The organism is Streptomyces sp. NPDC051776, assembly GCF_040681345.1.
In the GTDB taxonomy this organism is placed as follows: Bacteria; Actinomycetota; Actinomycetes; order Streptomycetales; family Streptomycetaceae; genus Streptomyces.
Window position 1 is genome coordinate 47,754 of sequence record NZ_JBFAYQ010000016.1, and the last position, 25,396, is coordinate 73,149.

At 71.1% G+C, this 25,396-nt stretch carries 21 protein-coding genes and 1 pseudogene; 10 read left to right on the forward strand and 12 right to left on the reverse strand.

Annotation, left to right across the window (positions count from 1 at the left end; genetic code table 11):
- Positions 1-3: 3 nt before the first annotated feature.
- From AB0M26_RS15180 to cobF, 3 genes are all read right to left on the reverse strand, one after another.
- Entirely contained in the window at positions 4-915 is a 912-nt protein-coding gene (locus AB0M26_RS15180; RefSeq protein WP_365260272.1) for a hypothetical protein, read from the reverse strand.
- Between the two features lie 62 nt (positions 916-977).
- On the reverse strand, positions 978-1,376 hold the full coding sequence (locus tag AB0M26_RS15185; protein WP_365260275.1) for a MerR family transcriptional regulator: 399 nt from the start codon (positions 1,374-1,376) through the stop codon (positions 978-980).
- A 74-nt stretch (positions 1,377-1,450) separates the two neighbouring features.
- A complete protein-coding gene (cobF, locus tag AB0M26_RS15190) occupies positions 1,451-2,218 on the reverse strand; it encodes a precorrin-6A synthase (deacetylating) (protein ID WP_365260278.1) in 768 nt (255 codons plus the stop codon).
- Positions 2,219-2,319: 101 nt separating this feature from the next.
- On the opposite strand from cobF, the gene AB0M26_RS15195 reads away from it, so the two are divergent.
- From AB0M26_RS15195 to meaB, 3 genes are read left to right on the forward strand one after another with little or no spacing between them, the layout of a single operon-like run.
- Complete coding sequence (locus tag AB0M26_RS15195; protein WP_365260281.1) at positions 2,320-4,194, forward strand: methylmalonyl-CoA mutase subunit beta; 1,875 nt, start codon at positions 2,320-2,322, stop codon at positions 4,192-4,194.
- Positions 4,194-6,422 carry a methylmalonyl-CoA mutase gene (gene scpA / locus AB0M26_RS15200; RefSeq protein WP_365260284.1) on the forward strand — a complete coding sequence of 743 codons (2,229 nt, stop codon included), beginning with the start codon at positions 4,194-4,196 and terminating at the stop codon, positions 6,420-6,422. Before AB0M26_RS15195 ends, scpA begins: the two co-directional genes overlap by 1 nt.
- A gap of 4 nt (positions 6,423-6,426) precedes the next feature.
- Entirely contained in the window at positions 6,427-7,422 is a 996-nt protein-coding gene (gene meaB / locus AB0M26_RS15205) for a methylmalonyl Co-A mutase-associated GTPase MeaB (RefSeq protein ID WP_365260287.1), read from the forward strand.
- A 186-nt stretch (positions 7,423-7,608) separates the two neighbouring features.
- On the opposite strand, the gene AB0M26_RS15210 is transcribed toward meaB, so the two are convergent.
- The 5 genes from AB0M26_RS15210 to AB0M26_RS15230 all read right to left on the reverse strand — a co-directional run bounded on the left by AB0M26_RS15210 (position 7,609) and on the right by AB0M26_RS15230 (position 11,848).
- Positions 7,609-8,322 (reverse strand): anti-sigma factor, encoded by a 714-nt coding sequence (locus tag AB0M26_RS15210; protein WP_365260289.1) that lies wholly within the window; start codon positions 8,320-8,322, stop codon positions 7,609-7,611.
- Between the two features lie 89 nt (positions 8,323-8,411).
- Positions 8,412-8,927, reverse strand: coding sequence for a hypothetical protein (locus AB0M26_RS15215; RefSeq protein WP_365260292.1), 516 nt, complete (start codon positions 8,925-8,927; stop codon positions 8,412-8,414).
- A 134-nt stretch (positions 8,928-9,061) separates the two neighbouring features.
- A complete protein-coding gene (locus tag AB0M26_RS15220; RefSeq protein WP_365260485.1) occupies positions 9,062-10,192 on the reverse strand; it encodes an amidohydrolase family protein in 1,131 nt (376 codons plus the stop codon).
- A gap of 49 nt (positions 10,193-10,241) precedes the next feature.
- Positions 10,242-11,612 (reverse strand): glutamine synthetase family protein, encoded by a 1,371-nt coding sequence (locus AB0M26_RS15225; protein WP_365260295.1) that lies wholly within the window; start codon positions 11,610-11,612, stop codon positions 10,242-10,244.
- On the reverse strand, positions 11,609-11,848 hold the full coding sequence (locus AB0M26_RS15230) for a hypothetical protein (RefSeq protein WP_365260297.1): 240 nt from the start codon (positions 11,846-11,848) through the stop codon (positions 11,609-11,611). The genes AB0M26_RS15225 and AB0M26_RS15230 overlap by 4 nt, the downstream gene beginning before the upstream one ends.
- A gap of 181 nt (positions 11,849-12,029) precedes the next feature.
- On the opposite strand from AB0M26_RS15230, the gene AB0M26_RS15235 reads away from it, so the two are divergent.
- The 6 genes from AB0M26_RS15235 (at position 12,030) to AB0M26_RS15260 (ending at position 19,020) form a co-directional block, all read left to right on the forward strand.
- Positions 12,030-12,458, forward strand: a complete 429-nt coding sequence (locus AB0M26_RS15235; RefSeq protein WP_365260300.1) for an HIT domain-containing protein — start codon at positions 12,030-12,032, stop codon at positions 12,456-12,458.
- Between the two features lie 118 nt (positions 12,459-12,576).
- Complete coding sequence (locus tag AB0M26_RS15240) at positions 12,577-13,998, forward strand: phosphoribosyltransferase family protein (RefSeq protein WP_365260488.1); 1,422 nt, start codon at positions 12,577-12,579, stop codon at positions 13,996-13,998.
- 17 nt (positions 13,999-14,015) lie between these two features.
- Positions 14,016-14,285, forward strand: coding sequence for a DUF1876 domain-containing protein (locus tag AB0M26_RS15245; RefSeq protein WP_365260303.1), 270 nt, complete (start codon positions 14,016-14,018; stop codon positions 14,283-14,285).
- A 72-nt stretch (positions 14,286-14,357) separates the two neighbouring features.
- Entirely contained in the window at positions 14,358-16,097 is a 1,740-nt protein-coding gene (gene polX, locus AB0M26_RS15250) for a DNA polymerase/3'-5' exonuclease PolX (protein WP_365260306.1), read from the forward strand.
- Between the two features lie 38 nt (positions 16,098-16,135).
- On the forward strand, positions 16,136-17,284 hold the full coding sequence (locus AB0M26_RS15255) for a hypothetical protein (RefSeq protein WP_365260308.1): 1,149 nt from the start codon (positions 16,136-16,138) through the stop codon (positions 17,282-17,284).
- Between the two features lie 338 nt (positions 17,285-17,622).
- Complete coding sequence (locus tag AB0M26_RS15260; protein WP_365260311.1) at positions 17,623-19,020, forward strand: NADP-dependent succinic semialdehyde dehydrogenase; 1,398 nt, start codon at positions 17,623-17,625, stop codon at positions 19,018-19,020.
- A 64-nt stretch (positions 19,021-19,084) separates the two neighbouring features.
- Here AB0M26_RS15260 and AB0M26_RS15265 read toward each other — a convergent pair whose 3' ends face one another.
- From AB0M26_RS15265 to AB0M26_RS15275, 3 genes are all read right to left on the reverse strand, one after another.
- Complete coding sequence (locus AB0M26_RS15265; protein WP_365260314.1) at positions 19,085-20,032, reverse strand: DUF1996 domain-containing protein; 948 nt, start codon at positions 20,030-20,032, stop codon at positions 19,085-19,087.
- Between the two features lie 16 nt (positions 20,033-20,048).
- A complete protein-coding gene (locus AB0M26_RS15270; protein WP_365260317.1) occupies positions 20,049-21,539 on the reverse strand; it encodes a glycoside hydrolase family 16 protein in 1,491 nt (496 codons plus the stop codon).
- Between the two features lie 201 nt (positions 21,540-21,740).
- Positions 21,741-23,834: a SpoIIE family protein phosphatase gene (locus tag AB0M26_RS15275; protein WP_365260320.1), complete on the reverse strand. Its 2,094-nt coding sequence runs from the start codon at positions 23,832-23,834 to the stop codon at positions 21,741-21,743.
- Between the two features lie 208 nt (positions 23,835-24,042).
- Between AB0M26_RS15275 and AB0M26_RS15280 the strand changes: the two are divergent.
- Positions 24,043-24,754 (forward strand): annotated as a pseudogene (locus AB0M26_RS15280) (hypothetical protein).
- Positions 24,755-24,833: 79 nt separating this feature from the next.
- Here the strand turns inward: AB0M26_RS15280 and AB0M26_RS15285 are convergent.
- Positions 24,834-25,391 carry a glycoside hydrolase family 25 protein gene (locus AB0M26_RS15285; protein ID WP_365260323.1) on the reverse strand — a complete coding sequence of 186 codons (558 nt, stop codon included), beginning with the start codon at positions 25,389-25,391 and terminating at the stop codon, positions 24,834-24,836.
- Between the last annotated feature and the right edge of the window lie 5 nt (positions 25,392-25,396).

A 25,396-nucleotide genomic window follows, 5' to 3' on the forward strand; every position in this document is an offset into this window, starting at 1 on the left:
CCGTCAGCCCCCCTCCAGCAGATCGGAGACCGGGAAAGCGGCCGCGTGCGCCGTGGGCCGCGAGAGATACAGGTCGGCGTGGTAGTAGCCGGCGCTCTCCTTCCCCGCGGGCGAGAGGCCGGCGGCCTCGATCGCCTCGACGGCGCTTCGCTGTTCGTCCGGGCTGCTGAAGCGGCGCTGCGGAAAGGTCCGCGAGGTGGCCTTCTGGGTGACGAGCCCGGCGCCGGCCAGGGCGTCGACGATGGGACCGTAGGAGATGGTGCGGAGCACGAACGCGGCCACCCATACCGGCCCGGCCATGTGCGGGAGGAGCCGCTCGAAGGTGCGGCTGGTGATGTAGCCGATACCGCCCGTCACCGTGATCAGTCGGACGGGTTCCAGCGCACGGATCAGATTCCGGCTGGGCTCGTCGTGCTCCAGGTCCTCCCCGAAGCCGTCGCTCATCAGTCCGGAAGCCCGCCCGTACGCGACGGCGTTGCGCGCCGCGTCCAGGCCGGTCACGCGGGCGGTGTGCGGCAGGCGCCGGGCGCCGTAGAACGCCCGGTCCTCCTCGGCGAGCCGGGCGGTGCTCAGGCGCGATCTGCGGTCATTGGTGTAGCGCTCGTACAGGTCGCCGAGCGTCACGTCGTGGTTGAGGAGCGCGGCGTTGATGCCGTACGAGCAGCAGAGGTCGAGGACGGTCACCGGTCCGTCACGTCCCGTGACGGGGGTGTGGGCGGCGAGAAGCCTGCGGAAGACGTGCTGGGCGTGGTGCGGGATCTGGTACTCGAGAGGCCTCAGCGTCCGAAAGTAGGCACGAGGATCGGGCAGGTCGTAGATGTTGTCGAAGGACGTCTTGCCGGGGCTCCGGGAGGTGGAGTTTCCGCCCTGGCCTGCGGGGGTGGCCTCGTACGCCTGGTTCTGGATACCGGTCATCGCGACCTCGCCATCACTCGTGCGTCGTCAATCACCTGTTTCGTGAGGTATACCCGAAATCGTCACATTCGCTCGACCAGCCGACGGAACTCCGAGCACTCGGTGAAGTCCTCGGCCCCGCATTCCAGGGCGTGCTCGATCAGCGCCTTGGACGCCTCGACCTGCCGGATCCGGTCCTCCAGCTCCCGGTGGTGGCGGCGCAGCAGCTCATGGCGATCGTCCGCGCTGCGCGCATCGAGAACCGCCCGCAACTGCTCCAGGTTGAAGCCCGCGGCCTTCCAGCGGACAATCGTCGCCACCTTGGCGACATGCTCCTGGGTGTACCGGCGACGGCGGCCCACCCGGTGCGCCGGCTCCAGCAGGCCGGTCGCCTCCCAGTGCCGCAGCTCGTGGGGGCGGAGCCCGAACAGTTCGGCGAGCTCGCCGATGGTCAGCGGCTGCTCGTCACCTCTGGTCCTCATGTCTGCATTAACTTCCGCAACGGAGCCGGAGTCAAGAAAGGCCAGGCTGCGGTGTACGGGCCGCAATCCCCGCCCTACCGACGCCGGCGCAGCAGATAGGTGTCCATGATCCAGCCCTTGCGGTTCCTCGCCTCCGACCGTGCCTCGGAGATACGGTCCGCGACCTCCGTCAGCGGGCCCGCGACCAGAATCTCGTCCGGGGTCCCCACGTACGCGCCCCAGTGGATCTGCAGATCCTCGTCCCGCAGGCCGAGATAGCCCTGGTGGGCGTCGAGCATCACCACCACGTCGTCGGCGTCCTCGGGGAAGCCCTCCTCCGCGAGTCTGCGCCCCGTGGTGATGCGCACCGGGCGGCCCACCCGGTTCAGGCCGGTGCGGTGACGGGCCGCCAGGGCCGAGACGCTGCTGATGCCGGGGAGGACCTCGTAGTCGAACGACACCGCGCCCCGGGCCTGGATGTCGTCCATGATCGCGATCGTGCTGTCGTACAGCGCCGGGTCGCCCCACACGAGGAACGCCCCGCGCTCCCCGTCCTTCAACGCGTCGCGGATCAGCGCCTCGCAGATGTCCGCCCGGCGCCTGCGCCAGTCGTCGACGGCGGGCGCGTACGCGGGAGGCGGGGCGCTGCGATCGCGTTCCGGATCGGCAGCGGCCACCACCCGGTACGGTCGGTCCCCGGCGTGGCGGGACAGGATCTCCTGGCGCAGCTCCACCAGATCCGCCTTCTCCCGGCCCTTGTCGAGAATGAAGAAGACATCGGCCGTTTCGATTGCTTTTACGGCCTGCAGGGTCAGATGGTCGGGGTCGCCTGCTCCGATACCGATGACGAGGATCTTTCGCACGCGCCGAGTCTGCCGTACGGGTGGTCCGACCATCGAACGAGGGCAAGGTCACAGCCGTGTGACCTGCTGCCGGGGGGCCGAACTCCCCTAGCCTTCCCCCTATGACGGTCCTGCCTGACGACGGGCTGTCCCTGGCCGCCGAGTTCCCGGACGCGCCCCGTAAGCAGTGGCAGAGCCTCGTGGAAGGCGTGCTGCGCAAGTCGGGTGCGGACGTCCCGGACACCGCCGCAGAGGACGCCCTCTCCACCGAGCTCGAGGACGGGCTCACCACCCGCCCGCTCTACACCGCGGAGGACGGCGTCGCCGACTCCGGTTACCCGGGCTTCCCGCCGTTCATCCGGGGCGGCAGGGCCGGGGGCACCGCGGTCTCCGGGTGGGAGGTGCGCCAGCGCCACACGCATCCGGACGCCAAGCGGTCCAATGAGGCGCTGCTCGCCGACCTGGAGAACGGCGCCACCTCCGTATGGCTGGCCGTCGGAGAGTCCGGGGTGCCCGTCGCCGAACTCCCGGAAGCCCTGGAGGGCGTCTACCTCGACCTCGCGCCCGTGGTCCTCGACCCCGGCGCCGACTTCGAGCCCGCCGCGCGCGAGCTGTTCCGGCTTTGCGACGACCGGGGCGTCGCCCCGCAGGCCGCGCTCGGCCACCTCGGCGCCGACCCGCTCGGCCTCTTCGCCCGCACGGGCGAGGACGAGGACCTTGCCCGCCGGTCCGCGGCCGCCGCCGCGCTCGCCGGCCGCTGCGACCACAACTACCCCGGCGTACGGGCCCTGGTGGCCGATGCCCTGCCGTACCACGAGGCCGGGGCCTCGCCCGCCGAGGAGCTGGGCTGCTCCCTGGCGACCGGCGTCGCGTACCTCCGCGACATGACGGAGGCCGGGCTGTCGGCCGACGCGGCCTGCGGACAGCTGGAGTTCCGGTACGCGGCGACAGCCGACCAGTTTCTGACGATCGCCAAGCTCCGCGCCGCACGCCGTCTCTGGGCCCGTGTCGCCGAGGTGTGCGGGGTGAGTCCGGCCGCTGCCGCGCAGCGCCAGCACGCCGTGACGTCCCCGGTGATGATGACCCGTCGGGACCCATGGGTGAACATGCTCCGCACCACCGTGGCCACCCTTGGAGCCGGGGTCGGCGGCGCCGACGCCGTCACCGTGCTGCCCTTCGACAGCGCGCTCGGCCTGCCCGACGCCTTCGCCCGCCGGATCGCCCGCAACACCTCCTCCATCCTGCTGGAGGAGTCCCACCTCGCCCAGGTCATCGACCCGGCGGGCGGATCCTGGTATGTGGACCGGCTCACCGACGAACTGGCGCGTGCCGCCTGGTCGTGGTTCCAGAAGATCGAGCGAGCGGGCGGCCAGGCCGCCGCCCTGCGCTCCGGTCTCATCGCCGAGCGGATCGGCGCCACGTGGCAGCGGCGCTCCGAGGACCTGGCCCACCGCCGCGAACCGGTCACCGGTGTCAGCGAGTTCCCGCTCCTGGCCGAGCAGCCGGTGGAGCGCGAGCCCGCGCCCGCGCGCCCGTCCGGCGGTCTGCCCGTCGTGCGCCGCGACGAGGCGTACGAGGCGCTGCGGGCCCGCTCCGACGCGCATCTGACGGCGACCGGTGCCCGGCCCAGGGTGTTCCTGGCGAACCTGGGTTCCCCCGCCGCGTACACCGCGCGCGCGACCTTCGCCGCCAACTTCTTCCAGGCGGGCGGCATCGAGGCCGTCCCCGCCGAGGACGGCCGCCCGCTCGCCGAGTCCTTCGCCGCCAGCGGCGCCGCGGCCGTCTGCCTCTGCTCCAGCGACGCGGTGTACGCGGAGCAGGCCGAGAAGGCCGCGGCCGAGCTCACGGCCGCCGGTGCGACCCGCATCCACCTGGCAGGAAGGCCGGGGGAGAAGCGGTCCGCCTACGAGGCGGCCGGGATCGGGACGTTCCTGTACGCGGGCGCCGACGCGGTCGCGGCCCTGACCGCGGCCCTCGACGACATGGGAGTGGCGTGATGCACGGCAAGGCGGGCGAGCCCGCGACGATCCCCGACTTCACCGGCGTCGACCTCGACCCGGCCGGGGACGCCCCGGCCGTCACCGGCGACCAGTGGCGCGCCGCACTGAAGGAGTCCACCGGCAAGGCGGACGACGACCTGGTCTGGGACACCCCTGAGGGCATCGGCGTCAAGCCGCTCTACACCTCCGAGGATCTCGACGGCCTGGACTTCCTGGGGACGTACCCGGGCATCGCCCCGTACCTGCGCGGCCCCTACCCCACGATGTACGTCAACCAGCCCTGGACGGTGCGGCAGTACGCCGGCTTCTCCACGGCCGAGGAGTCCAACGCCTTCTACCGCCGCAACCTCGCGGCCGGCCAGAAGGGCCTGTCGGTCGCCTTCGACCTGCCCACCCACCGCGGCTACGACAGCGACCACCCGCGCGTGACCGGTGACGTCGGCATGGCAGGCGTGGCCATCGACTCGATCTACGACATGCGGCAGCTCTTCGACGGCATCCCGCTGGACCGGATGAGCGTGTCGATGACGATGAACGGCGCGGTGCTGCCCGTGCTCGCGCTCTACATCGTCGCAGCGGAGGAGCAGGGCGTACCGCCCGAGAAGCTGGCCGGGACCATTCAGAACGACATCCTCAAGGAGTTCATGGTCCGCAACACCTACATCTATCCGCCGCAGCCCTCGATGCGGATCATCTCCGACATCTTCGCCTTCACCTCGCAGAAGATGCCGCGGTACAACTCCATCTCCATCTCCGGCTACCACATTCAGGAGGCCGGGGCCACGGCTGACCTGGAGCTGGCGTACACGCTCGCCGACGGCGTCGAGTACCTGCGGGCCGGACGCGAGGCGGGGCTTGACGTGGACGCGTTCGCCCCCCGGCTCTCCTTCTTCTGGGCGATCGGCATGAACTTCTTCATGGAGGTCGCCAAGCTGCGCGCGGCGCGGCTGCTCTGGGCCAAGCTGGTCAAGCGCTTCGAGCCGCAGAACGCCAAGTCGCTGTCGTTGCGCACCCATTCGCAGACCTCCGGCTGGTCGCTCACCGCGCAGGACGTCTTCAACAACGTGGCGCGCACCTGCGTCGAGGCCATGGCCGCAACCCAGGGCCACACCCAGTCCCTGCACACCAACGCCCTCGACGAGGCCCTGGCGCTGCCGACCGACTTCTCCGCCCGGATCGCCCGCAACACCCAGCTCCTCCTCCAGCAGGAGTCGGGCACCTGCCGGGTCATCGACCCGTGGGGCGGCAGCGCCTACGTCGAGCGGCTCACCCACGACCTGGCGCGGCGGGCGTGGCAGCACATCGAGGAGGTCGAGGCGGCCGGCGGCATGGCCAAGGCCATCGACGCGGGCATCCCCAAGATGCGCGTGGAGGAGGCGGCGGCCCGCACCCAGGCACGTATCGACTCCGGGCGGCAGCCGGTCATCGGGGTCAACAAGTACCGGGTCGGCGGGGACGAGGAGATCGAGGTCCTCAAGGTCGACAACTCCTCGGTCCGCGCCCAGCAGATCGAGAAGCTGAAGCGGCTGCGCGCCGAGCGCGACGAGGACGTGTGCCGGACTGCGCTGCACGCGCTGACCCGGGCCGCCGAGTCCGGTCCCGGCGCCGGGCTGGAGGGCAATCTGCTCGCGCTGGCCGTCGACGCCGCCCGCGCCAAGGCGACCGTGGGCGAGATCTCGGACTCCCTGGAGAAGGTGTACGGACGGCACTCCGGTCAGATCCGTACCATCTCCGGTGTGTACAGGGAGGAAGCCGGGCCGTCGTCCGGCGTGGAGCGTACCCGCGGACTGGTCGAGGCCTTCGAGCGCGAGGAGGGCCGCCGTCCGCGCATCCTGGTCGCCAAGATGGGCCAGGACGGGCACGACCGCGGCCAGAAGGTGATCGCCACCGCCTTCGCGGACCTCGGCTTCGACGTCGACGTCGGCCCGCTGTTCCAGACGCCGGCCGAGGTCGCCCGCCAGGCGGTGGAGGCCGACGTGCACATCGTCGGGGTCTCCTCGCTGGCCGCCGGTCACCTGACGCTGGTGCCCGCGCTGCGCGAGGAACTCGCAGCCCAGGATCGCGAGGACATCACCATCGTCGTCGGCGGTGTCATTCCGCCCCAGGACGTCGAGACGCTGAAGGAGATGGGCGCCGCCGCCGTCTTCCCGCCCGGCACGGTCATTCCCGACGCCGCCTACGACCTGCTGAGGGCCCTCGCCGGGGTCCTCGGCCACGAGCTGTGAGCCCATGACAGTCCGCAGGGCCCGCACGATCGACATCGACGCCTACGCCAAGGGCGTGCTGGAGGGGTCCCGGGCGCATGCCGCCCGGGCCATCACCCTCGTGGAGTCCACCCGCGCCGATCACCGGGAGGCCGCGCAGCGGCTGCTGGTCGAGCTGCTCCCGCACACGGGCGCGGCCCGCCGGGTCGGGATCAGCGGGGTTCCCGGTGTCGGCAAGTCGACCTTCATCGACGCACTCGGCTCGCTGCTGACCGGGCAGGGTCACCGAGTCGCGGTCCTCGCCGTCGACCCGTCCTCCACCCGTACCGGCGGCTCCATCCTCGGCGACAAGACGCGGATGGAGCGGCTGGCCACCGACCCTGCGGCCTTCGTCCGGCCCTCGCCGAGCGCGGGCACACTGGGCGGAGTCGCGCGGGCGACCCGGGAGTCGATGGTCGTCATGGAGGCGGCCGGTTACGACGTGGTGCTCGTCGAGACCGTCGGCGTCGGGCAGTCCGAGACGGCCGTGGCGAACATGGTCGACACCTTCCTGCTGCTCTCCCTGGCCCGCACCGGTGACCAGCTCCAGGGCATCAAGAAGGGCGTGCTGGAGCTTGCGGACGTCGTGGCCATCAACAAGGCCGACGGGCCCCACGAGCGGGACGCCAGGGCCGCGGCCCGCGAACTGGCGGGCGCGCTGCGGCTGTTGCAGCCCCCGGACGCCGAATGGAATCCGCCGGTGCTCACCTGCAGTGCCCGCGAGGGCACTGGCCTCGACACGCTCTGGGACCGTCTGGAGCAGCACCGGAAGGTGCTCGACGCGACCGGGCGGCTGGCGGAGAAGCGACGGGAGCAGCAGGTCGACTGGACGTGGTCGATGGTCCGCGACCAGGTTCTCGCCCGTCTGCGGGACGACCCCGAGGTGCGCCGCCTGGCTCCGGAACTCGAGCAGCAGGTGCGGGAGGGGACGCTGACGGCCACCCTCGCGGCCGAGCGCTTGCTGTCGGCGTTCGGGAGCTGAGATCCGGGGCCCCCTCGGCGTTCTGGAGCCGCGCTTCCAGGGACCCGCGCCCCGGCGGGACGCCGTATGGCCGTCTTCGCGCGCCGGCGGACATGCGCTCCACGCGTACGGGCATCGCCCTCGGAAGGACCGGAAGGGACCGGAATGAGTCGGAAGGGACCGGAAGGGGCCGATGGGGAGCGGTTCCTACGCGTCGACCGCGACCAGGCGCTGCCCGTCGAGCGTCCACACCTCGAACCGGTCGATATCCTTCCGCTCCATGGCGGTTCCGCCCTCGGAATGCAGGGCCTTGTTCTCGGTGACCGTACCCGGAACGCCGTACCCCCTCTCGGGTACGGACCAGGTGGAGACGGTCTCCTCCTCGCCGTGCTTGCCGACGGCGACGAGCCGGCACTTCAAGGGGCCCCGAACGTTCCGGACTTCGAGCCCGATATCCGTCCCCCAGGCCCGCTCCGTCATGGAGATCATCGCGGAGACACCGCTGGACGCGTCCGTGTGCCGGATCGTCTCGTTCGCGGCAAGCACCTGCTCACCGGGGTCGGCAGGTGCGTCCGGGCCCGGTCCTGACGCGGCGAGCCCGCCGACCACGGAGCTGCCGATGACCAGCGCGGCGGCCGCCGCGACCAAGTACAGCCGCCGTTTCCGGGCGGCCCGCCGGGCCATGGCCACCTCTCCGGTGACACGGTCCAGCAGCCCCTCGCTGGGCTGCGGCGGCCAGGTCTCCCCGGGGGGCCATGCCGTCGCGAGATCCGCCAGCAGCTTCTCGATGCCGGCGAACTCGCGGAGCTGCGCGACACATGTCGCGCACTCGTCCAGGTGCGCCTCGAAATGCCAGGCGTCGGCCGGGTCCATGATGCCCAGCGCATAGGCGCCCGTGGCGAGATGCTGCTGCGTTCTCATTCATCGCTCCTTGTCCGCTATCAGGTACGCAGCAGAGGAGCGATCGGCTCAATGGAGCGGCGAGCGAGTTGACAGATGTGTCAGAAACCTCAGAAGAGGTGGATGGCCAGGTGTCCGAGCGGCAGGCCGAGCTGCCACGCGGGGGTCCAGACCTTCGGTGCGTCCTCCTCGCAGGTGTCGAGACCGGCGTCGCTCCACGGGCCGGGCGCGTCGAGGTCGGCGGCGAGCAGCTCGGTCTCGTCCAGCCACTGCCAGGCAGCCTTGGCAAGCTCGAGATCGGGGCTGGGGCCGTCCTGGCCCGCGTCCTCCCGTTCGAGATGTCCCAGGCGCTCGCGGACCCACTCCTCCCACGGCTGGTCGTGGGCGGTGAGCGAACGCCAGTGCTCCATCTGCGAGATGACGCGGATGCCGGACAGCTCCCCCTCGGTGTCGGAGAGGAAGATCGTCAGAGCCAGGGCGTCCCGCCCGGCCCGGAACTCGAAGGTCGTCGGAGGCATGAGGTCCCCGGTCCGCAGCAGCTCGTCGGCGATGTACTCCGCGTACATCCACGCCATCGGAACCGCCAACTCACCACCGCTGGTGCCGTACGAGCAATCGGGACGCATCCCGCAACACCTTCTTCCGGTTCTTCCGGTCTCCTGCTCACGCGTCGAGGGAACCCCCGCGCGCTGATTCTTCACCCTCACACACGCGGCGCGTGCGAGGTTTGCTCAACGCATATGTGGGGTAATGCAGTCCGTCACATTTCGAGTCCGTACACGCGCCGGGCATTCTCTGCGCCGATCATGGCCGCGACCCGCCCCGCGTCCTCGGAGGACCAGGCCCCCGAGGCGGTCCAGCGGTCCAGTAGCCCGGCCAGGGCCTCACGGAAGAGCCGCGCCCCGACCACGTACAGCTCGGGCAGGCCGTAGGCGTCGGTGGAGAACAACAGTTTGCCGAAGGGGACCAGCTCGAGCACCTCGGCGAGCACGGCACCGGCCCGTGCCCCGGTGTGGTTCAGCGCGAGACCCACATCGGCGTACACATGGGGATACACGTTCGCGAGGTAGGCCGCACCCCGGTGGTACGGATAACCGTGCAGCAGGACGAGCGGGCAGCCGGTGGGGCGGACCGCGCGGACGAAGCCGGTCAGCAGCAGCGGGTCCGCCCGGTGCAGGGTCAGGTCAGGGTCGCCGAACCCGGTGTGGAGCTGCAACGGGAGCCCGGTCCGCGCCGCGGACCACAGCAGATGGCGCAGCAGCACGGGGTCGGTCATCCGACCGGCCGTGGCCCGCCGCTCGAGCCAGCGCCGGGCTGCCTCGCGCACCTCGGCGGGGTCGGGCGGGCCGGGCGCGAAGTCGAGCCCGTACCGGTAGGCGACCACGGACTTGAAGCCGGCCGCCGTCCGCGCCGCCGTCCGGATCGCCTCCGCAAGGTCGTCGAGGAACGGCTCCGTGGTCCTGGCGCCGTCCGCGGTCTCCTCGGCCAGCAGCTCCAGGCGTACGATCCGGCGCGCCGACGCACCGGCCAGCTCGGCCAGTTCGTGCGCGTGCGTGAGGTCTCCGTACGGCCCAGTGTCCACCAGATAGGTGGCGATTCCGGTCGCCCGCAGGAGCCGCCGGGCGACCTCCTCCGGTCCCAGCTCGCGGCGCCGGGTGACGTAGACCGAGGTCGGGCAGTGCGGTTCGAGGCCCAGGAGCGGCGGGCACCAGCGCCGGACCGCGAACCCGAGCTGAGTGTCGGCGTACGAGGTGCCGGGCGCGGCCGGGGCGTCGGACTCGGTGAGATACGACGCGAACGCCCCCCTGCCGAGAGCGGACCGGACGATGCCGTGGCAGTGGTGGTCGACCAGGGCCGGAAGCCGTGGGCCCGCGTCTGTCGCGGCGTCCAGCACCCCCTCCCCGGGCTCCGGTTCCGCCGTCCCCACCAGCACCGCCCCCTCAGTACCGCCAGCGGGTGGCCGCCGCGATGTGCTCGGGACCCGCTCCCGCGAACAGATCCACCTCCGCGCGCCGCACCGCGTCGACCGCCCCGAACAGCGCCTCGCCCAGCGCCTCCCGCAGCACGGCCGAGCTCTCGAAGTGCCGCAGCGCCTCCGGCAGCGACATCGGCAGCCGCGGCACCCGCTCCGAATGCACCGGGTCGCCCGACACGGGCGGCGGCAGCGCGAGCCCCGCGTCCACCCCGTCCAGCCCCGCGGCGATGACGGCGCCGGTGACCAGGTACGGATTGCCGGCCGAGTCAAAACACTTGATCTCGGCGTTCGCACCCGCGGGGTCGTCCGGTGCCCCGGGCACGAAACGGATGGCGGCCTCGCGGTTCTCCACGCCCCAGCACTGGAAAACCCCGGCCCAGCGGGACGGTTCGAGCCGCAGATAGCTCGCGGGCGACGGCGCCCCGATGGCGAGCAGCGCCGGCAGGGCGCGGAGCACCCCGGCCAGGAACCCCTCGGCGACCGAGGTCATGCCGCAGGGCCCGTCGCCGTCCCGGCACAGGTTGACCCCGTCCCGCCACACGCTCAGATGCAGATGGCCGCCGTTGCCGACGGAGCCGGGCTCGACCGTGGGTGCGAACGAGGTCGCGAGCCCGTGCCGTACTGACACCGCTCGGACCGTCTCCCGTACGAGGACGGCTAGGTCGGCCGCCCTCACCGGGTCCGCGGGCGACACCGACACCTCGAACTGCCCCGGCGCGTACTCGGGATGGATCTGCAGCACCTCGACTCGCTGCGAGATCAGGGCGTCGAGGAGGTCGCCCAGGTACTCGGAGAGCTCCACGAGCCGGGTCATGCCGTACGCCGGGCCCTTGGTGGGGTAGTGCAGTCCTGCCCCCGCAGTGTCGCCGCGTGTGACCACCCACTCCGTCTCGAAGCCCATGCGCAGTTCGAGCCCGCGGTCCGCCGCGAGGCGGGCCATGCGGCGGGCGAAGAGCCGCTGGCACCCGGCGTGCGGAAGGCCCTGCTGGTCGTACCGGTCGACAGGGGCCCAGGCCCAGCCCGGCTGCCCGGACAGCGAGGTCAGCCGGTCGAGGTCGGGGAAGAGCCGCAGATCACCGTCCGGGCCGCCGATGAGGGGGCTGGTGGTGCTGGAGTCGTCGACGAGGTAGACGTCGAAGACCGGGGACATGCCCACGCCCCAGCGGGCGGCCCGCGCGAGCCGGCCGGTGGGCAGTGCCTTCGTCCGGGTGATGCCAGCGTTGTCCACCCAGGTCAGCGCGATCCGGCGGATGCCCTCGGCCGACAGCTCCCCGGCCTCCTGGCGGGCCCGTTCCCGGGCACGCTCGCGGTCGGCGGGTGACGGAGGGCTGCTCATGCCTCGCCCGGGTGCCACGCGGGCCACTCGCCGGGCCGGTCCGTCCAGTAGACCTGTTCCGGGTCGTCCAGATCCAGATCCGGGAACACCTCCCGCACCCGCACATCGAACTCCTCGCGCTCCAGGGGCTCCCAGCCGAGGCCCTGCAGATGGACGAGGCGGTACCGGGCGTCGGTCTCGAACGGGGCGACGACGACCGGGTAGTCCGGATCGGGGTTGTCTGCGGCGTTCTCCATGCCTCCAGGGTGCTCCGGGGCCGTCCTTCCTGCGAGCGGAGGTGGTTCGGGGCCGGCGCGTGCGTACGGGGTGCGTGCGTGGCGCGTGCGTCGCGTGCGTACGGGGTCTGTCGTACAGGGCGGCGAAGCGCGCCCGCGGAGAGTTGACTGGAGGGGAACACGGGCGGAGGGGAGTACGGGAGTGGGTACGAGCGCGGCGGACTGCCGCTTCTGCGGGATCGTCGCCGGCGAGGTGGCGGCACATCGGGTCCTCGACGACGGGACCGCGGTGGCTTTCCTCGACACCAGGCCGCTGTTCCCGGGGCACGTCCTGGTGGTTCCGCGGCGGCACGTGGAGACGCTCACCGATCTGCCGGAGCCGGACGTGGGGCCGTTCTTCGGCCGAGTCCGGCGGGTCGCCGGCGCGGTGGAACGGTCGATGGAGGCGGCCGGGTCGTTCGTCGCCGCCAACAACCGGGTCAGCCAGTCCGTACCGCACTTCCATGTGCACGTGGTGCCGCGCAACCGGAAGGACGGGCTGCGCGGCTTCTTCTGGCCCCGCACGCGGTACGCGGACGACGAGCAGGCGGCGGAGGTCGCCGCGCGGGTGCGGGCGGCGCTCGGGGCGTAGGCCGGGGAGGGGCCCGGACCGGCCGTTTGCATGTTCGGTCGTTTTGGGATGGAGTCGGAGTATCAGGGACGTGACCAGGCCTGCGGGTTTCTCCGTCTCCCCGGGCTGGGGGTGCACCATGTTCACCGACCGTGCCGAAGCGGGCCGTCTGCTGGCCGCCGAGCTGGATCACCTGAGAGATGAGAACCCCGTCGTGCTCGGGCTGCCCCGTGGCGGAGTGCCCGTGGCGTACGAGGTGGCCCGCGCCCTGGGAGCCCCGCTGGACGTCATCCTTGTCCGCAAGCTCGGCGTCCCCTCCCACCGGGAACTGGGGTTCGGGGCGATCGGCGAGGACGGCGTGCGGATCGTGCACGAGCACATCGCCGCGATGAGCCGGGCCGACGACGCCGCGCTCGCCGCCGTCGAACGCACCGAGGAAGCGGAACTCCGGCGGCAGGCCGAGCGGTTCCGCGGCGGCCGCGATCGTCTCCCGCTGGACGGCCGCACGGCGGTCGTGGTGGACGACGGCATCGCGACGGGGGCGACGGCGTCCGTGGCCTGCGGCGTGGCGCGGGCCCATGGGGCGGAACGGGTCGTCCTGGCCGTCCCGGTGGCGCCGCCCGACGCGGTGGACCACCTGCGGGACACCGTGGACGAACTGGTGTGCCTCTCCACGCCCGCGGCCTTCTTCGCCGTGGGGGAGTGGTACCAGGACTTCTCCCAGACCTCGGACGACGAGGTCGTCGATCTGCTCGACCGGCAGGCCGCGGACCGGGAGCGGCACGGCGCGGCCGCGACGGCGAAGGCCCCCTCCGATGTGATCGGGGCCGTCGAGATCCCCGTGCCGTCGGACCGGGTGGTCCTGCCCGGCGACCTCGTCCTGCCGGCGGGCGCCGGCGGAATCGTCGTCTTCGCGCACGGCAGCGGCAGCAGCCGCCACAGTCCGCGCAACCGGGCCGTCGCCGCCGCCCTCGCCGAGGCGGGCCTCGGCACCCTGCTCTTCGACCTGCTCACGCCGGGGGAGGAGCGGGACCGGGCGAACGTCTTCGACATCGAGACCCTGGCGCGCCGGCTCACCGAGGCGACCCGCATGGTGCGCCGCGAGTACGGCCTTCCCGTGGGCTACTTCGGGGCGAGCACGGGCGCGGCCGCCGCGCTCTGGGCCGCTGCGGACGCCGCCGCGGAGGCGGAGAGTGCCGCTGCGGAGGCGGAGAGGGCGGCTGCGGACGCCGCTGCGGACTCGCGCCCGGACGGCACGGCCGGAGGCGGCACCACTCCGGGTGAGCCCGTCTTCGCGGTCGTCTCCCGGGGCGGCAGGCCCGACCTGGCCGGCCGGCGACTCGGCGGGGTGCGGGCCCCGACCCTGCTGATCGTCGGCGGCCGGGACGAGACCGTCGTCGACCTCAACCGCGAGGCCCGCGCCCGACTGACGTGCGAGAACCGGCTCGAGGTCATACCCGGGGCCACGCATCTCTTCGAGGAACCGGGAGCGCTGGAGACCGTCTGCGAACTCGCCCGGGACTGGTTCCTGCCCCACGCCAAGGCGCATGCTGGAAAGTGACGCTGGAGGTGAAAGCCATGGACACCACCGTCGGATGGCATGTCGACATGGAGTTCCGTGAGGTCGACAACAAGACCGAGGCCGCCGCGCTTCTCAGGCTCCAGGACGGTACGGAACTCCGGGCGCACGGGCGCGCGAACAAGCACCCCGACGATCCGGAGCAGCCACGGGTGGGCGAGGAGATCGCGGCCGCCCGGGCGCTGAACGACCTGGCGCGTCAGCTTCTCGCCAAGGCCGGTGTGGAGATCGAGGAGGTCACGCATCTCCGTGCGCATCTGGCCATGTGAGGCACGGTGCACGACCCTCGCGGGCCCGCCGCCGCGGAGGCCCGCGAGGCGGGCCCGAACTAAAATGACCGTGTGGTCCGGCCCAACGAGGATGTAGAGGCCCTGCTGCAGGAGTACGCGGACCTCGTCCTGATCACCGGCGGAGACGCGTTCAAGGCCCGCGCCTACGAGAAAGCCGCACGTGCCATCGGCGGCTATCACGCCGATGTCTCCAAGCTCGACGCCGAGGGCCTCCGCGAGATCCCCAACGTCGGCAAGTCCATCGCCGACAAGGTCCTGGAGTACCTGCGCACCGGCACGATGCCGTCCGTCGAGGAGGTGCGGGCCAGGATCCCCGCCGGGGTGCGCGAGCTGATGAGCATCCCCACGCTCGGCCCCAAGAAGGCGATGACCCTCTACGAGGACCTGCACATCTCCTCCGTACCGGAGCTGCTGGACGCCATCCACGAGGAGCGGCTGCGCGACCTCAAGGGCTTCGGACCACGAACCGAGGAGAACATCCTCCACGGAATCGGGCTCATGCAGGCCGCCGGCGGTCGGGTGCCGATCAATGTCGCCATGGACGTCGCCGAGGAGATCGTTGCCCGGATGTCGGCGATCAGCGGCTGCGAGAGCTGTACGTACGCGGGCTCGCTCCGCCGTATGCGGGAGACCGTCGGCGATGTGGACGTCCTGGTGGCGGCCGACCGCTCTGAGCCGTTCATGGACGCCTTCACCGACCTCGCCGAGACGGCCGAGGTCATCGCGCACGGCGTGAAGAAGACCTCCATCCGCACCACCAAGGGGCTCCAGGTCGACCTGCGCGTCGTACCTCCCGACTCCTGGGGGGCGGGCCTGCAGTACTTCACCGGATCGAAGGCGCACAACATCCGCACCCGCGAGATGGCCGTCCACCACAAGCTCAAGCTCTCCGAGTACGGCCTGTTCCACGCCAAGAGCGGCAAGAAGATCGTCTCCGAGACCGAGGAGGAGGTCTACGCCCGTCTCGGCCTGCCATGGATCCCGCCGACCCTCCGCGAGGACCGCGGCGAGGTGGCCGCCGGGCTCAAGGGCGAGCTGCCCGCGCTGCTGGCCGAGACCGACATCCGCGGGGACCTGCACTCGCACACCAGCCTCACCGACGGTCTCGCGACGCTGGCGGAGATGGTCGAGGCGGCGGCCCGGCGTGGCCTGCGCTACTTCGCGATCACCGACCACGCACCCAACCTGTACATGCAGCAGATGACCGACGAGAAGATCCTGGCCCAGCGCGACCGGGTCCGCGAACTCGACGGAAAACACCGGAAGATGCGTCTGCTGCACGGCACCGAGCTCAACATCGACCCGGACGGGAACGTCGACTGGCCGCAGGAGTTCCTGCAGGGGTTCGACATCTGCGTGGCGTCCGTGCACTCGCACTTCAACCAGGGCCGGGCCGCCCTCACCCGGCGCTTCGTCACCGCGTGCGAGAACCCGGAGATCAACATCATCGGCCACCCGACCACCCGGATCATCGGCAAGCGGCCCGGGCTGGATATCGACCTCGACGCCGTGTTCGCGGCGGCCGCGCGCACCGGGACGGCCCTGGAGATCAACTCCCACCCCGACCGCCTCGACCTGTCCGACGAGCACATCCTGCGCGCCAAGCGGCACGGCGTGAAGTTCGCGGTGAACACCGACGCCCATGCCCCGCTCCACCTCTCCTACCTTCGCTACGGGGTGGGCACGGCACAGCGCGGCTGGCTCACGGCCGAGGACGTGATCAACACCTGGCCGCTGGACCGGCTCCGTAGGTTCCTCCGCAAGAACGGCACATCTGGCGGTTCGTCCTAATCTGGAAATACTCACTGTCCCCGAGCCTGGGGGAGATCATGGAACTCGGTTTTCTCAAGCCGCTCTTCGACCGTCCGGGCCCATGGGCCTCGGTGTACATCGACACCACGCGCAGTACGGAGGACGCGCCCGCACAGCAGCGCCTGCGCGAACGCGCCGTCGCGAACCGGCTGATCGACGAGGGCGCCGACGCGTACACCACCCGGGCCCTGATGAGGACGCTCGCCGAGGAGCCGGTTTCCGGTACGCCGCCGGGGCGCGCACTCTTCGCCGCCGGTGCCGAGGTCGTCCTCGACATCCCGCTCACCAGGGCGCCGCTCATGGGCGAGGCCGCCTGGTCGACGCTGCCGCACACCTCGCCGCTCCTCGGTCTCGTGGACGACCTGCCGCCTTGCGTGATCGCCTACATCGACCGCAACGGGGCCGACCTGGAGCTCCGCGACTCCCTCCGCCGGGAGACGGCGGGCCGTGCCAAGGGCCGCGAGTGGCGGGCGCACCGCAGCGTCCCCGAGGACCGGTACGAGTGGCACTACCGGAACAAGACCGAGAACGTCTGGCAGGAGAACGCCGAACTGATCGCCGCAGAGCTGACCCGCCGCTGGCCGGAGGCCGGAGCCGAGGCGCTGGTGCTCGTCGGCGACGCACGCGAGCGCAGGGCCGTGCACTTCCAACTCCCCGAGCAGATCCAGGCGGTGACCGTCGAAGTCGAACGCGGCAGCAGGTCCTCCGCCCACAACGAACACCTCGACCGGCGGATCGACGAGGTGCGTGAGGAGCAGGCGCGCGGCCGCCTGGAGACCGCCCTGGAACGCTTCCGCGTCGGACGGGGCCGACCGGGCGACCACCGTTCCGGGCCGTCGGGGGCGGTCGACACCGGACCCGGCGGGGCGGCCGAAGGCGTACCCGCCGTCGTGGACGCCGCTCGCAGCCACCAGGTGGAGACGATGTTGATGGCCGAGGCCGCCTCCGACGCGGCACGCGACGTATGGATCGGACCCGGTCCGGACCAGATCGCCGTACAGCGCTCCGAGGCCCATGCGATGGGCGTCGCCCGGCCCGAGCGGGCGCGGGCGGACGATGCGCTGATGCGCTCGGCGACGGGGGCGGACGCCGACGTCCTGCTGGTGCCCCAGGGCATGCGGGGCCCGGCCGGAGGGCTGGGCGCGGTGCTGCGCTGGAGCTTCTGACCGCGCCGCGCCACTGGCGGGGCGCTCGGGCGGCGCTGTCCGGCCGTGCGGTCCGCGATCGATGCGGGCCGCACGACCAGGTGGTCCGGTCGCGCGTCTCCCCCGGACGGCCCCGGCTGTCCGGCGTCACTTCTGCCACCCCTGTCACGGGAAGGGGCCGCTGCCCCCGCCTGCCGAAGGACGGGAATACGGCTGCCTCGCCCCGGCCGGCTGCGGAAGCGGAAGCCTCGCGTCGGGAGTAGAAACGGAGGAGCGGGTCACCCGCGAGTTGATGCACCGATGTCGCGCACGGCTGCCGTACGTGGCTTCCCCAGACCGCCGCCCGAGGAGGGATTCCCGTGCCGATCGCGACTGTCAACCCCACCACGGGGGAAACGCTCAAGACCTTCGACGCCCTCGGCAGCGAGGAGATCGAGGTCCGGCTGGAACGCGCGCACCGCGCCTTCAGGGACCACCGCCTGACGTCGTTCGCCCGGCGGGCCGAGCTGATGCGGCGCGCGGCCGACCTTCTGGAGGCGGACCAGGACGACATCGCCCGCACGATGACGGTGGAGATGGGCAAGCCGTTGAAGGCGGCGCGCGCCGAGGCCGCCAAATGCGTCAAGGCGATGCGCTGGTACGCCGAGCACGCCGAGGAGGAGCTCGCCGACGAGCACCCCAGGGACGCCGATGGGAAGGATTCCGGTGCGTCCCGAGTCGTGGTCCGCTACCGGCCCCTCGGCCCCGTCCTCGCCGTGATGCCCTGGAACTTCCCGCTCTGGCAGGTCGTACGGTTCGCCGCTCCCGCCCTGATGGCCGGGAACACAGGACTCCTCAAGCACGCCTCCAACGTGCCGCAGACCGCGCTCTACCTCGAGGACCTCTTCCACCGGGCCGGCTATCCGGAAGGCTGCTTCCAGACGCTCCTCATCGGCTCCGACGCGGTCGCCGACATCGTGCGGGATCCGCGCGTCGTCGCCGCCACGCTCACCGGCAGCGAGCCCGCGGGCCGGGCCGTCGCCTCGATCGCCGGTGACGTCATCAAGAAGACCGTGCTGGAGCTCGGCGGCAGCGACCCGTTCGTGGTACTGCCCTCGGCCGATCTCGACCGCGCCGTGCCGGTGGGGGTCACGGCCCGGGTGCAGAACAACGGGCAGTCCTGCATCGCGGCCAAGCGCTTCATCGTGCACGACGCCGTCTACGAGACCTTCGCCTCGCGCTTCGTCCAGGCCATGTCCTCGTTGACCGTCGGCGACCCGATGGAGGAGGTCACGGACGTGGGTCCGCTCTCCACCGAGCAGGGCAGGCGTTCGCTGGAGGAGCTGGTGGACGACGCGCGGGGGCGCGGTGCGACGGTCCTGTGCGGTGGCGACCGTCCCGAGGAGCAGCCCTCCGGATGGTTCTACGAGCCCACGGTCCTGGCCGACATCACGCCCGGCATGCGCATCCACCACGAGGAGGCGTTCGGTCCCGTCGCCACGCTCTACCGGGTCGCGGACCTGGACGAGGCGCTCGAGGTCGCCAACGACACCTCCTTCGGCCTGAGTTCCAATGTCTGGACGCAGGACGCGGCCGAACAGGAGCGCTGCGCAAGGGATGTTGAGGCCGGAGGCGTCTACTTCAACGGCATGACCGCCTCGCACCCCGGCTATCCCTTCGGCGGCATGAAGCGGTCCGGCTACGGCCGCGAGCTGGCCGGCCACGGCATCCGCGAGTTCTGCAACGCGACGACCCTCTGGTACGGCTCGGCGACATGACCGGTGCCCCCGCGCCCAGCCTTCCGGAGGCGGGGCGCGGGGGGCCACCAGGCCCGGTGCGGGCTCACTGCTCGATCGGATTGCCGTCCGTTCCGCAGATGTAGCCGCCGTTGATGCACGTGGTGACGCGCCGCTGCAGCTCGTTCTCGTCCCAGGCGTTGAAGAAGTCGCCGTGGAACGTGTAGCCCGGAGCATCGGTGACGTTGGTGCCATTGCGGGTGCCCGCCAGGCTGAGTCCACCGCCGTTGACCGGATAGGTGATGAGCAGTTCGAGTCGTGGTACGACCACGGGGTGCGTCGACGGGCACGTCTGGCCGATCGCGTACGCCATGTGGTCGCGGTGGTTGGTGCTGTCCAGCCGCTTCCCGTCCCAGCAGGTCGGGAAGTCCAGGTAGTTCTCCAGCTTCGTCCCGGCCGGACAGTTCATGAAGTCCCGGCTCGACTCGGGCTGGCCGACACAGGACCAGCGGGCCGCCGGGTTCTGGTCGGGGCTGGTCGCCAGGGCGTTGCCGACGACGTAGCGCAGTCCGCGGGGATGCGCGACCGCGCGCGTGTGGTCGGTGATGCCCTGGTAATAGACGGTCACCTTCTCGGGGGCGACCGGAACGCCGTCCTTGTAGACGGTCGGTGTCCAGTACGAGGAGAGGTCGACCTGGGGTGAACAGTTGGTGGTGCCCGCGCTCAGCGACTCCAGGGTGGAAGAGGCGTTCGCGGTCCTGTTGCCGTAGAACTCGTGGATGTGGGACCGGCCGGCCTCCCCGGGGAAGACGATCGGATCGTCGCCCTTGCGGTGGCTGGAAAAACACTCGGCGCGGAACTCGCTGCCCCGGACGGGCGCGGCGGCCTGCGCCGTGATCGCGGCCGTCTGTGCGCGGGTGAACCGGTAGGCGTGTGCCGCGTGTTGGCCCTTGCCCCCGGTGTGCTCATGCCCGCCGGAAGGGCTGCCGCTGCTCGTGCAGGCCGTCGTCAGGAAGAAGAGTGCGGCGGCCGCGGCCGCCAGGATCCGTCGCATGGTGGTGCCTCCCCTGTCACGTGTACGGGATGCGGACGGTGGACTGGTTGCCGGTGCCGAGCGTGCTGGCGCCGTTGCCGATGGCGCTCCACACCTCGACGCGGACCTTGCCGTTCACCAGGTCGCCGTGCGATCCGGTGGACGCCTTCAGGCCTCTGTCCTGGGTGTAGTGCTCGTAGCCGGGGACGGGGTCGGTGGCGAAGTACTGGTAGGTCTCGGTCCTGTCCCAGCTTCCGTCGCCCGTACGGTCGTAACTCACCCGCAACTGCTGGCCGTTGGCGACCGTTGTCCCGGCATCGACGAACAGGTCGAACGCCGTGGACCCGCCGTCGTACTTCTTCGTGATGCCGGAGGCGGTGAAGGTCTGCGGGTTGTGCGGGGTGCCGTCGTAGTTGGCGCCGCCCGCGGAGGCGAGGGTGGCGGTGGAAGCCGAGCCGGCGGCGGCACCGAGCTCGCCGCCGGCCCGGAGACTGAGGGTGGAGGAACCGCCGCCGGGCGGGTCGGTGGGCGGATCCGTCGGGGTGCCGCCTCCGCCGTCACGGGTCCAGACTGCGACGTAGTCGACGAGCATGGGGTGTCCGGGGACCGTGTCCGCCGTCGGGGTCCTGCCCGCGAGGGCGTCGGGGAACGCGCCCCCGACGGCCACGTTGAGGAGCAGGAAGTAGCCCGCGTGGTCGGTCATCTGCGCCCAGGTCGAGGCGCCGACCTGGTCCGCGTTCACAGAGTGGAAGAGCTGGTCGTCGACGTACCAGCGCAGCTCGTTCGGGGATGTGCTCCGGTCCCACTCGAAGCGGTACCGGTGGAAGGCGGACTGGCAACTCGCCCCGGGACACACCTCTTTGTCGCCGAGGCCCTCGGGCTCCTTGCACGGGCCGCCCGGGTTGACGCCGCAATGCAGCACGCCCCAGACGGAGTTGATCCCGTTGACGTTCTCCATGACGTCGAACTCGCCGATGCCCGGCCAGTTCCAGTGGTTGCCCCGGTAGGGCGAGCCCAGCGCCCAGAATGCGGGCCAGTAGCCGAGCGCGGCGTTGCCGGTGACGTTCGGCATCTGGATACGGCCCTCGATGCGCAGCGTGCCGTCCGCCGGAGCCTTGAAGTCGGCCCGGCGCGTCTCGATGCGGGAGGAGGTCCAGTTGCCCGCACCGTCGCGGAGCGGTGTGATGCGCAGGTTGCCCGAGCCGTCCAGGCTCACATTGTCGGGGGAGTCCGTGTAGTTCTGGACTTCACCGGTGCCCCAGTTCGCGGGGCCTCCGGGGTACGAATGGCCGGTGTCGATCTGCCAGTTGGCCGACGAGGGGAGGGATCGGGCGGGACCGGTGAAGTCATCGCTCCACTGAAGGTTCCAGCCCGGTGTGGGCGGTACGTCGCCGCGCGCCGCAGGTGCGGTGACGGCAGTGGTGAGCCCGGCCAGTGCGAGGGCTGCGGCGGACAGAGCGGCGAGGACCGCTCTGCGTTTGTTACGGGGCGGAATCGAATCCGCCGCGGTGAGGCTGCTCGTGCTCATGGGGGAGTGCCTCCTGAGAGGGGAGGGGAGAGAGGGTGTGAGAGCGCTCTCAGGAGATGGTTTAAGTGAAGACTCCTCGTGCGTCAATGACTTGCGCACGTCAATCTCTTGAATGTAGGATGCATCGTTTTCGCCGTGCTGTTCCGGCACGGCGGCACGGGCCGGGGGCGCCCGGCCCGGCACCGGATCCGTACGGAGGGCTCAGTCGGGCTTGACCTCGGCGACGAGCAGAGCGACGTCGTCGTGCCCGTCGGGGTCGCGCAGGGAGTGGAGCAGCAGATCGCAGGTGCGCTCCAGCGACCGCCGCGGGCCGCTGAGCATCCGCAGCAGGGCCCTGAGGCGGTCGTCGATCGGCTCGTCCCGCGTCTCGACCAGGCCGTCGGTGTAGAGCACCAGCCGGCTGCCCGGGGCCAGGTCGAGATCGGCCGTGGAGAAGGCGACGTCCCCGACACCGAGCGGCACCCCGGTCGGGATGTCCAGCAGGTGTGCCGTGCCGTCCGGGTCGACCAGGATCGGCGGCAGGTGGCCGGCGTTGGATATCCGGCAGCGGGCCGAGGGCGGATCGCAGCTCACGTATACGCAGGTCGCGAAGGTCTGCTCGAGGCCGGTGGCCACCTCGTCGAGATGGCTGAGCACCGCCGCCGGTTCGAGGTCGAGCGCGGTCAGGGTGCGGGTCGCCGTGCGGAGCTGCCCCATGGTCGCCGCGGCCGTGATGCCGCTGCCCATCACGTCGCCGACCACCAGCGCCGTCTTGTCGCCCGAGAGCGGTAGTACGTCGAACCAGTCGCCGCCGACCTCGTGCGTGGATCCGGCGGGCTGGTAGCGGTAGGCGATCTCCAGGCCCGACTGGCGCGGTGGGCGCCGGGGCAGCAGGCTGCGCTGGAGCGCCAGCACGGTGCGGCGCTCGCTGCGATACAGCCGCGCGTTGTCGATGCTGATGGCCGCGCGCGCGGCCAGCTCGGAGGCGAGGAGCTGGTCGTCCTCGTCGAACGGGGCCCGGGTCCTCGCGCGTATCAGGCTCAGCGTGCCGATGACGGCGCCGCGGGCTGTGAGCGGCACCCCGAGGTACGAGTGCGCCCCGGCGCGGGCCAGCAGCGCGGCGGAGTAGTCGTCCCGGGCGACGCGGCGCAGCGACTCGTCGTCCAGGTGCGGAACGAGTATCGGCTGACCGGAGTTGACGACCTGGGTGATGAGGCGGTCGGGGTCGTAGCGCGCGACGTTGCCCGCGGGGTCGGGCGCGCGCGAGGCCTCGGTCCGGTAGGCGGCCTTCACCGCGAGCGCACGGAAGACCGCGGGTCCGCTGCCGTTGGAGGCCGGGACCCCGCTCTGCCGCTCGTCGATGATGGCGTCGAGCACATCCACCGCGGCCAGGTCGGCGAGGTCCGGCACGACGATGTCGGCGAGTTCGCGGGCGGTGTGCGGGAGGTCGAGCGTGGTGCCGATGCGTACGCCCGCGTCGGCGATCATGGCGAGCCGCTGGCGGGCCCGGGTCATCTCCGTGGTCGCCAGGTGGCGCTCGGTGACATCGATCACGGAGATCGTGATACCAAGGACCTTGCCGCCGGTGTCCTCGAGCCGGAAGTAGGACACCGACCAGGCGTGCTCCTGCGACGGGTCCCCGGGGGCCCGGCCGACCGCGTACTGGTCGAGCAGGGGCGTGCCGGTGGCCAGGACCTGGCGGGAGGCGGACTCGATGGCGTCGACGTCGAGGTACGGCATCGCCTCGGCAACGCGCTTGCCGAGGTGCTGTGCTGCAGGGAGTGCGTTGATGCGCTCCAGGGCGGGGTTGACCAGGACGTACCGCAGGTCGGTGTCGAGCACGGCGAGGCCGATCGGGGACTGGGAGATCAGTCGCATGGACAGGGCGACATCGGTCTCGACGGTCTGCAAAGCCTCCCGGTCGGTGGCGATGCCCAACGCGTAGACGTTCCGCTGCTGGTCCTGCATCCGCATGTTCCGGAATTCGAACATGCGGAGGCTGCCGTCCTTGACCCGGACCGGGAAACCGCCCGACCAGCTCGCGCCGCCCAGCACCTGCTGGAACAGCTCGACGACCAGGGGTACGTGCTGCGGGTCCACCAGGAGCTTGGCCGCGGAGCGGCCCAGGGCTTCGTCCGCGGTGTAGCCGAACAGCTGCTCAGCGGCAGGGCTCCACAGTGCGATCCGGCCCGAGGAGTCCAGGACGACCGCGGCAATGCCCAGGACGTCGAGCAGCCCCCCGGGAGTCGACGCCTCCGGGGCACCAATCGGCGCGATCCGGCGGAGGTCAGCCCTCCGAGGATCGGTCTGTCTCATCCGGGGCACCTCTCTCGGTTACCCATGCAGCGCGGCACTGCATCCATGGTCCCTTGGATGAGCGTTCAGCGCAGTCGAACGTACCTGATTCCTTTCGGATTGATTCGTCTATTTATCGACTCTGAGCAAGTTACGCGCGAGTCACGTTCTTCAGGGCAACGTGGCCCCAATTCCGGCTGCGGGTCAGTGATCGAGAACGGAGTTGCACGTGTCACGGAAGAAAACGGTCAGTCCTCAGAAGAAGATCGCCGTGCTGGTCGGCGCCGCGGCGCTGGTCGGGGGCGCGGCTTTCGCCATGACAGGGACGAGTCAGGCGGGTACGAGCCAGGAATCCGTCACCTGCCAGGGCCTCGCGACCGCGCTCGGCAATAACCAGGAATTCATCGCCGGGCAGCAGGCGAATCCGGACGCCAATTCCGCCGCTCGTATCGCGAACCGGCAGCAGGTGATCCAGCAGATCGAGGCCCAGCGAAAGGCGGCTGGCTGCACCGAGGGCGGGGAAGCCGCCGCTCCGTCCGAGGGCCAGGCGCCGCCGGAACAGGACGGAGCCGACGCTCCCGGGGGTGACCGGGCCGGCGGCGAGGGGGCCGGGGAACGGCAAGGACCAAGGAGGTGACCTGGCCGGCGGTGAGCAGGCCGACGGCGGTCGGGCAGAGGGTGGTCGGGCGGCCGGCGAGGTGGTCTGCCAGGGCTCGACCGTGACGCTGTCCGGCGAGGGCGGGGCGCCCGCGGCGTCCAGTGGTGAGTTCCCGTTGGGGACACGGCTCAAGGTCACCAACCTGGACAACGACAAGTCGGTCACCGTGGAGGTCGCCTCGACCTCCGGGAGCTGTGCCCTGCTGAACAACGCCGCCTTCGAACAGGTCCGTGAGCCCGGCAAGAACCTCATCCGCAACGCCCGGATCGAGCGCGTCGGCTGATCCGGCGCACCGTCGTTCCCCCGTTCCCCGCGGTCCGGGCGTCCCGACCGTGCCGCGGGACTCGGGTGGCCCGCTCCGGTCAGGGCGTCTTGGAGCGGGCCCACTCGCGCAGCGCGGCCTTGTCGTCGAACCGGCCGATGTCCGTGTCCAACGGCGTGGTCTTGTACTGGTGGAAACGCCAGGGGTGCTTGATGCCCGGCTCGCCGGGCTTCCCGTTGTGATTCGCGATCCACAGACCGTCGCCGGCGAACGAGGTCGTGTCCCGGTTCAGCCAGAAGTCGCGGCTGCAGTAGAGCAGCACCCGGGTGTGCGGGCGCTTCCTCTGCACGTACTTGATCCAGGAGTCCTTCTGGGCGTTCGTGACGCCGGTGTCCTCCCAGTCGAGTACGAGCATGTCGCCGCGCACCAGATTGATCCTCGACATGAAGTAGTCGGCCTGTGCCGTCATGCTGCCCGGCCGCACGAAGTGGTAGAAGCCGGTCACCAGGTCGGCCTCCCGCGCGGTCCGGCGCTGGGCGACCCACTTCGGATTGGTGTAGGTCCTGCCTTCTGTGATCTTGATGAACACGAAGTCGAGGCCCTTTGTGCTGTAGTCCGTCGGCTGGTAGGAGGCGACGTCAACACCCTTGACCGTCATATGAC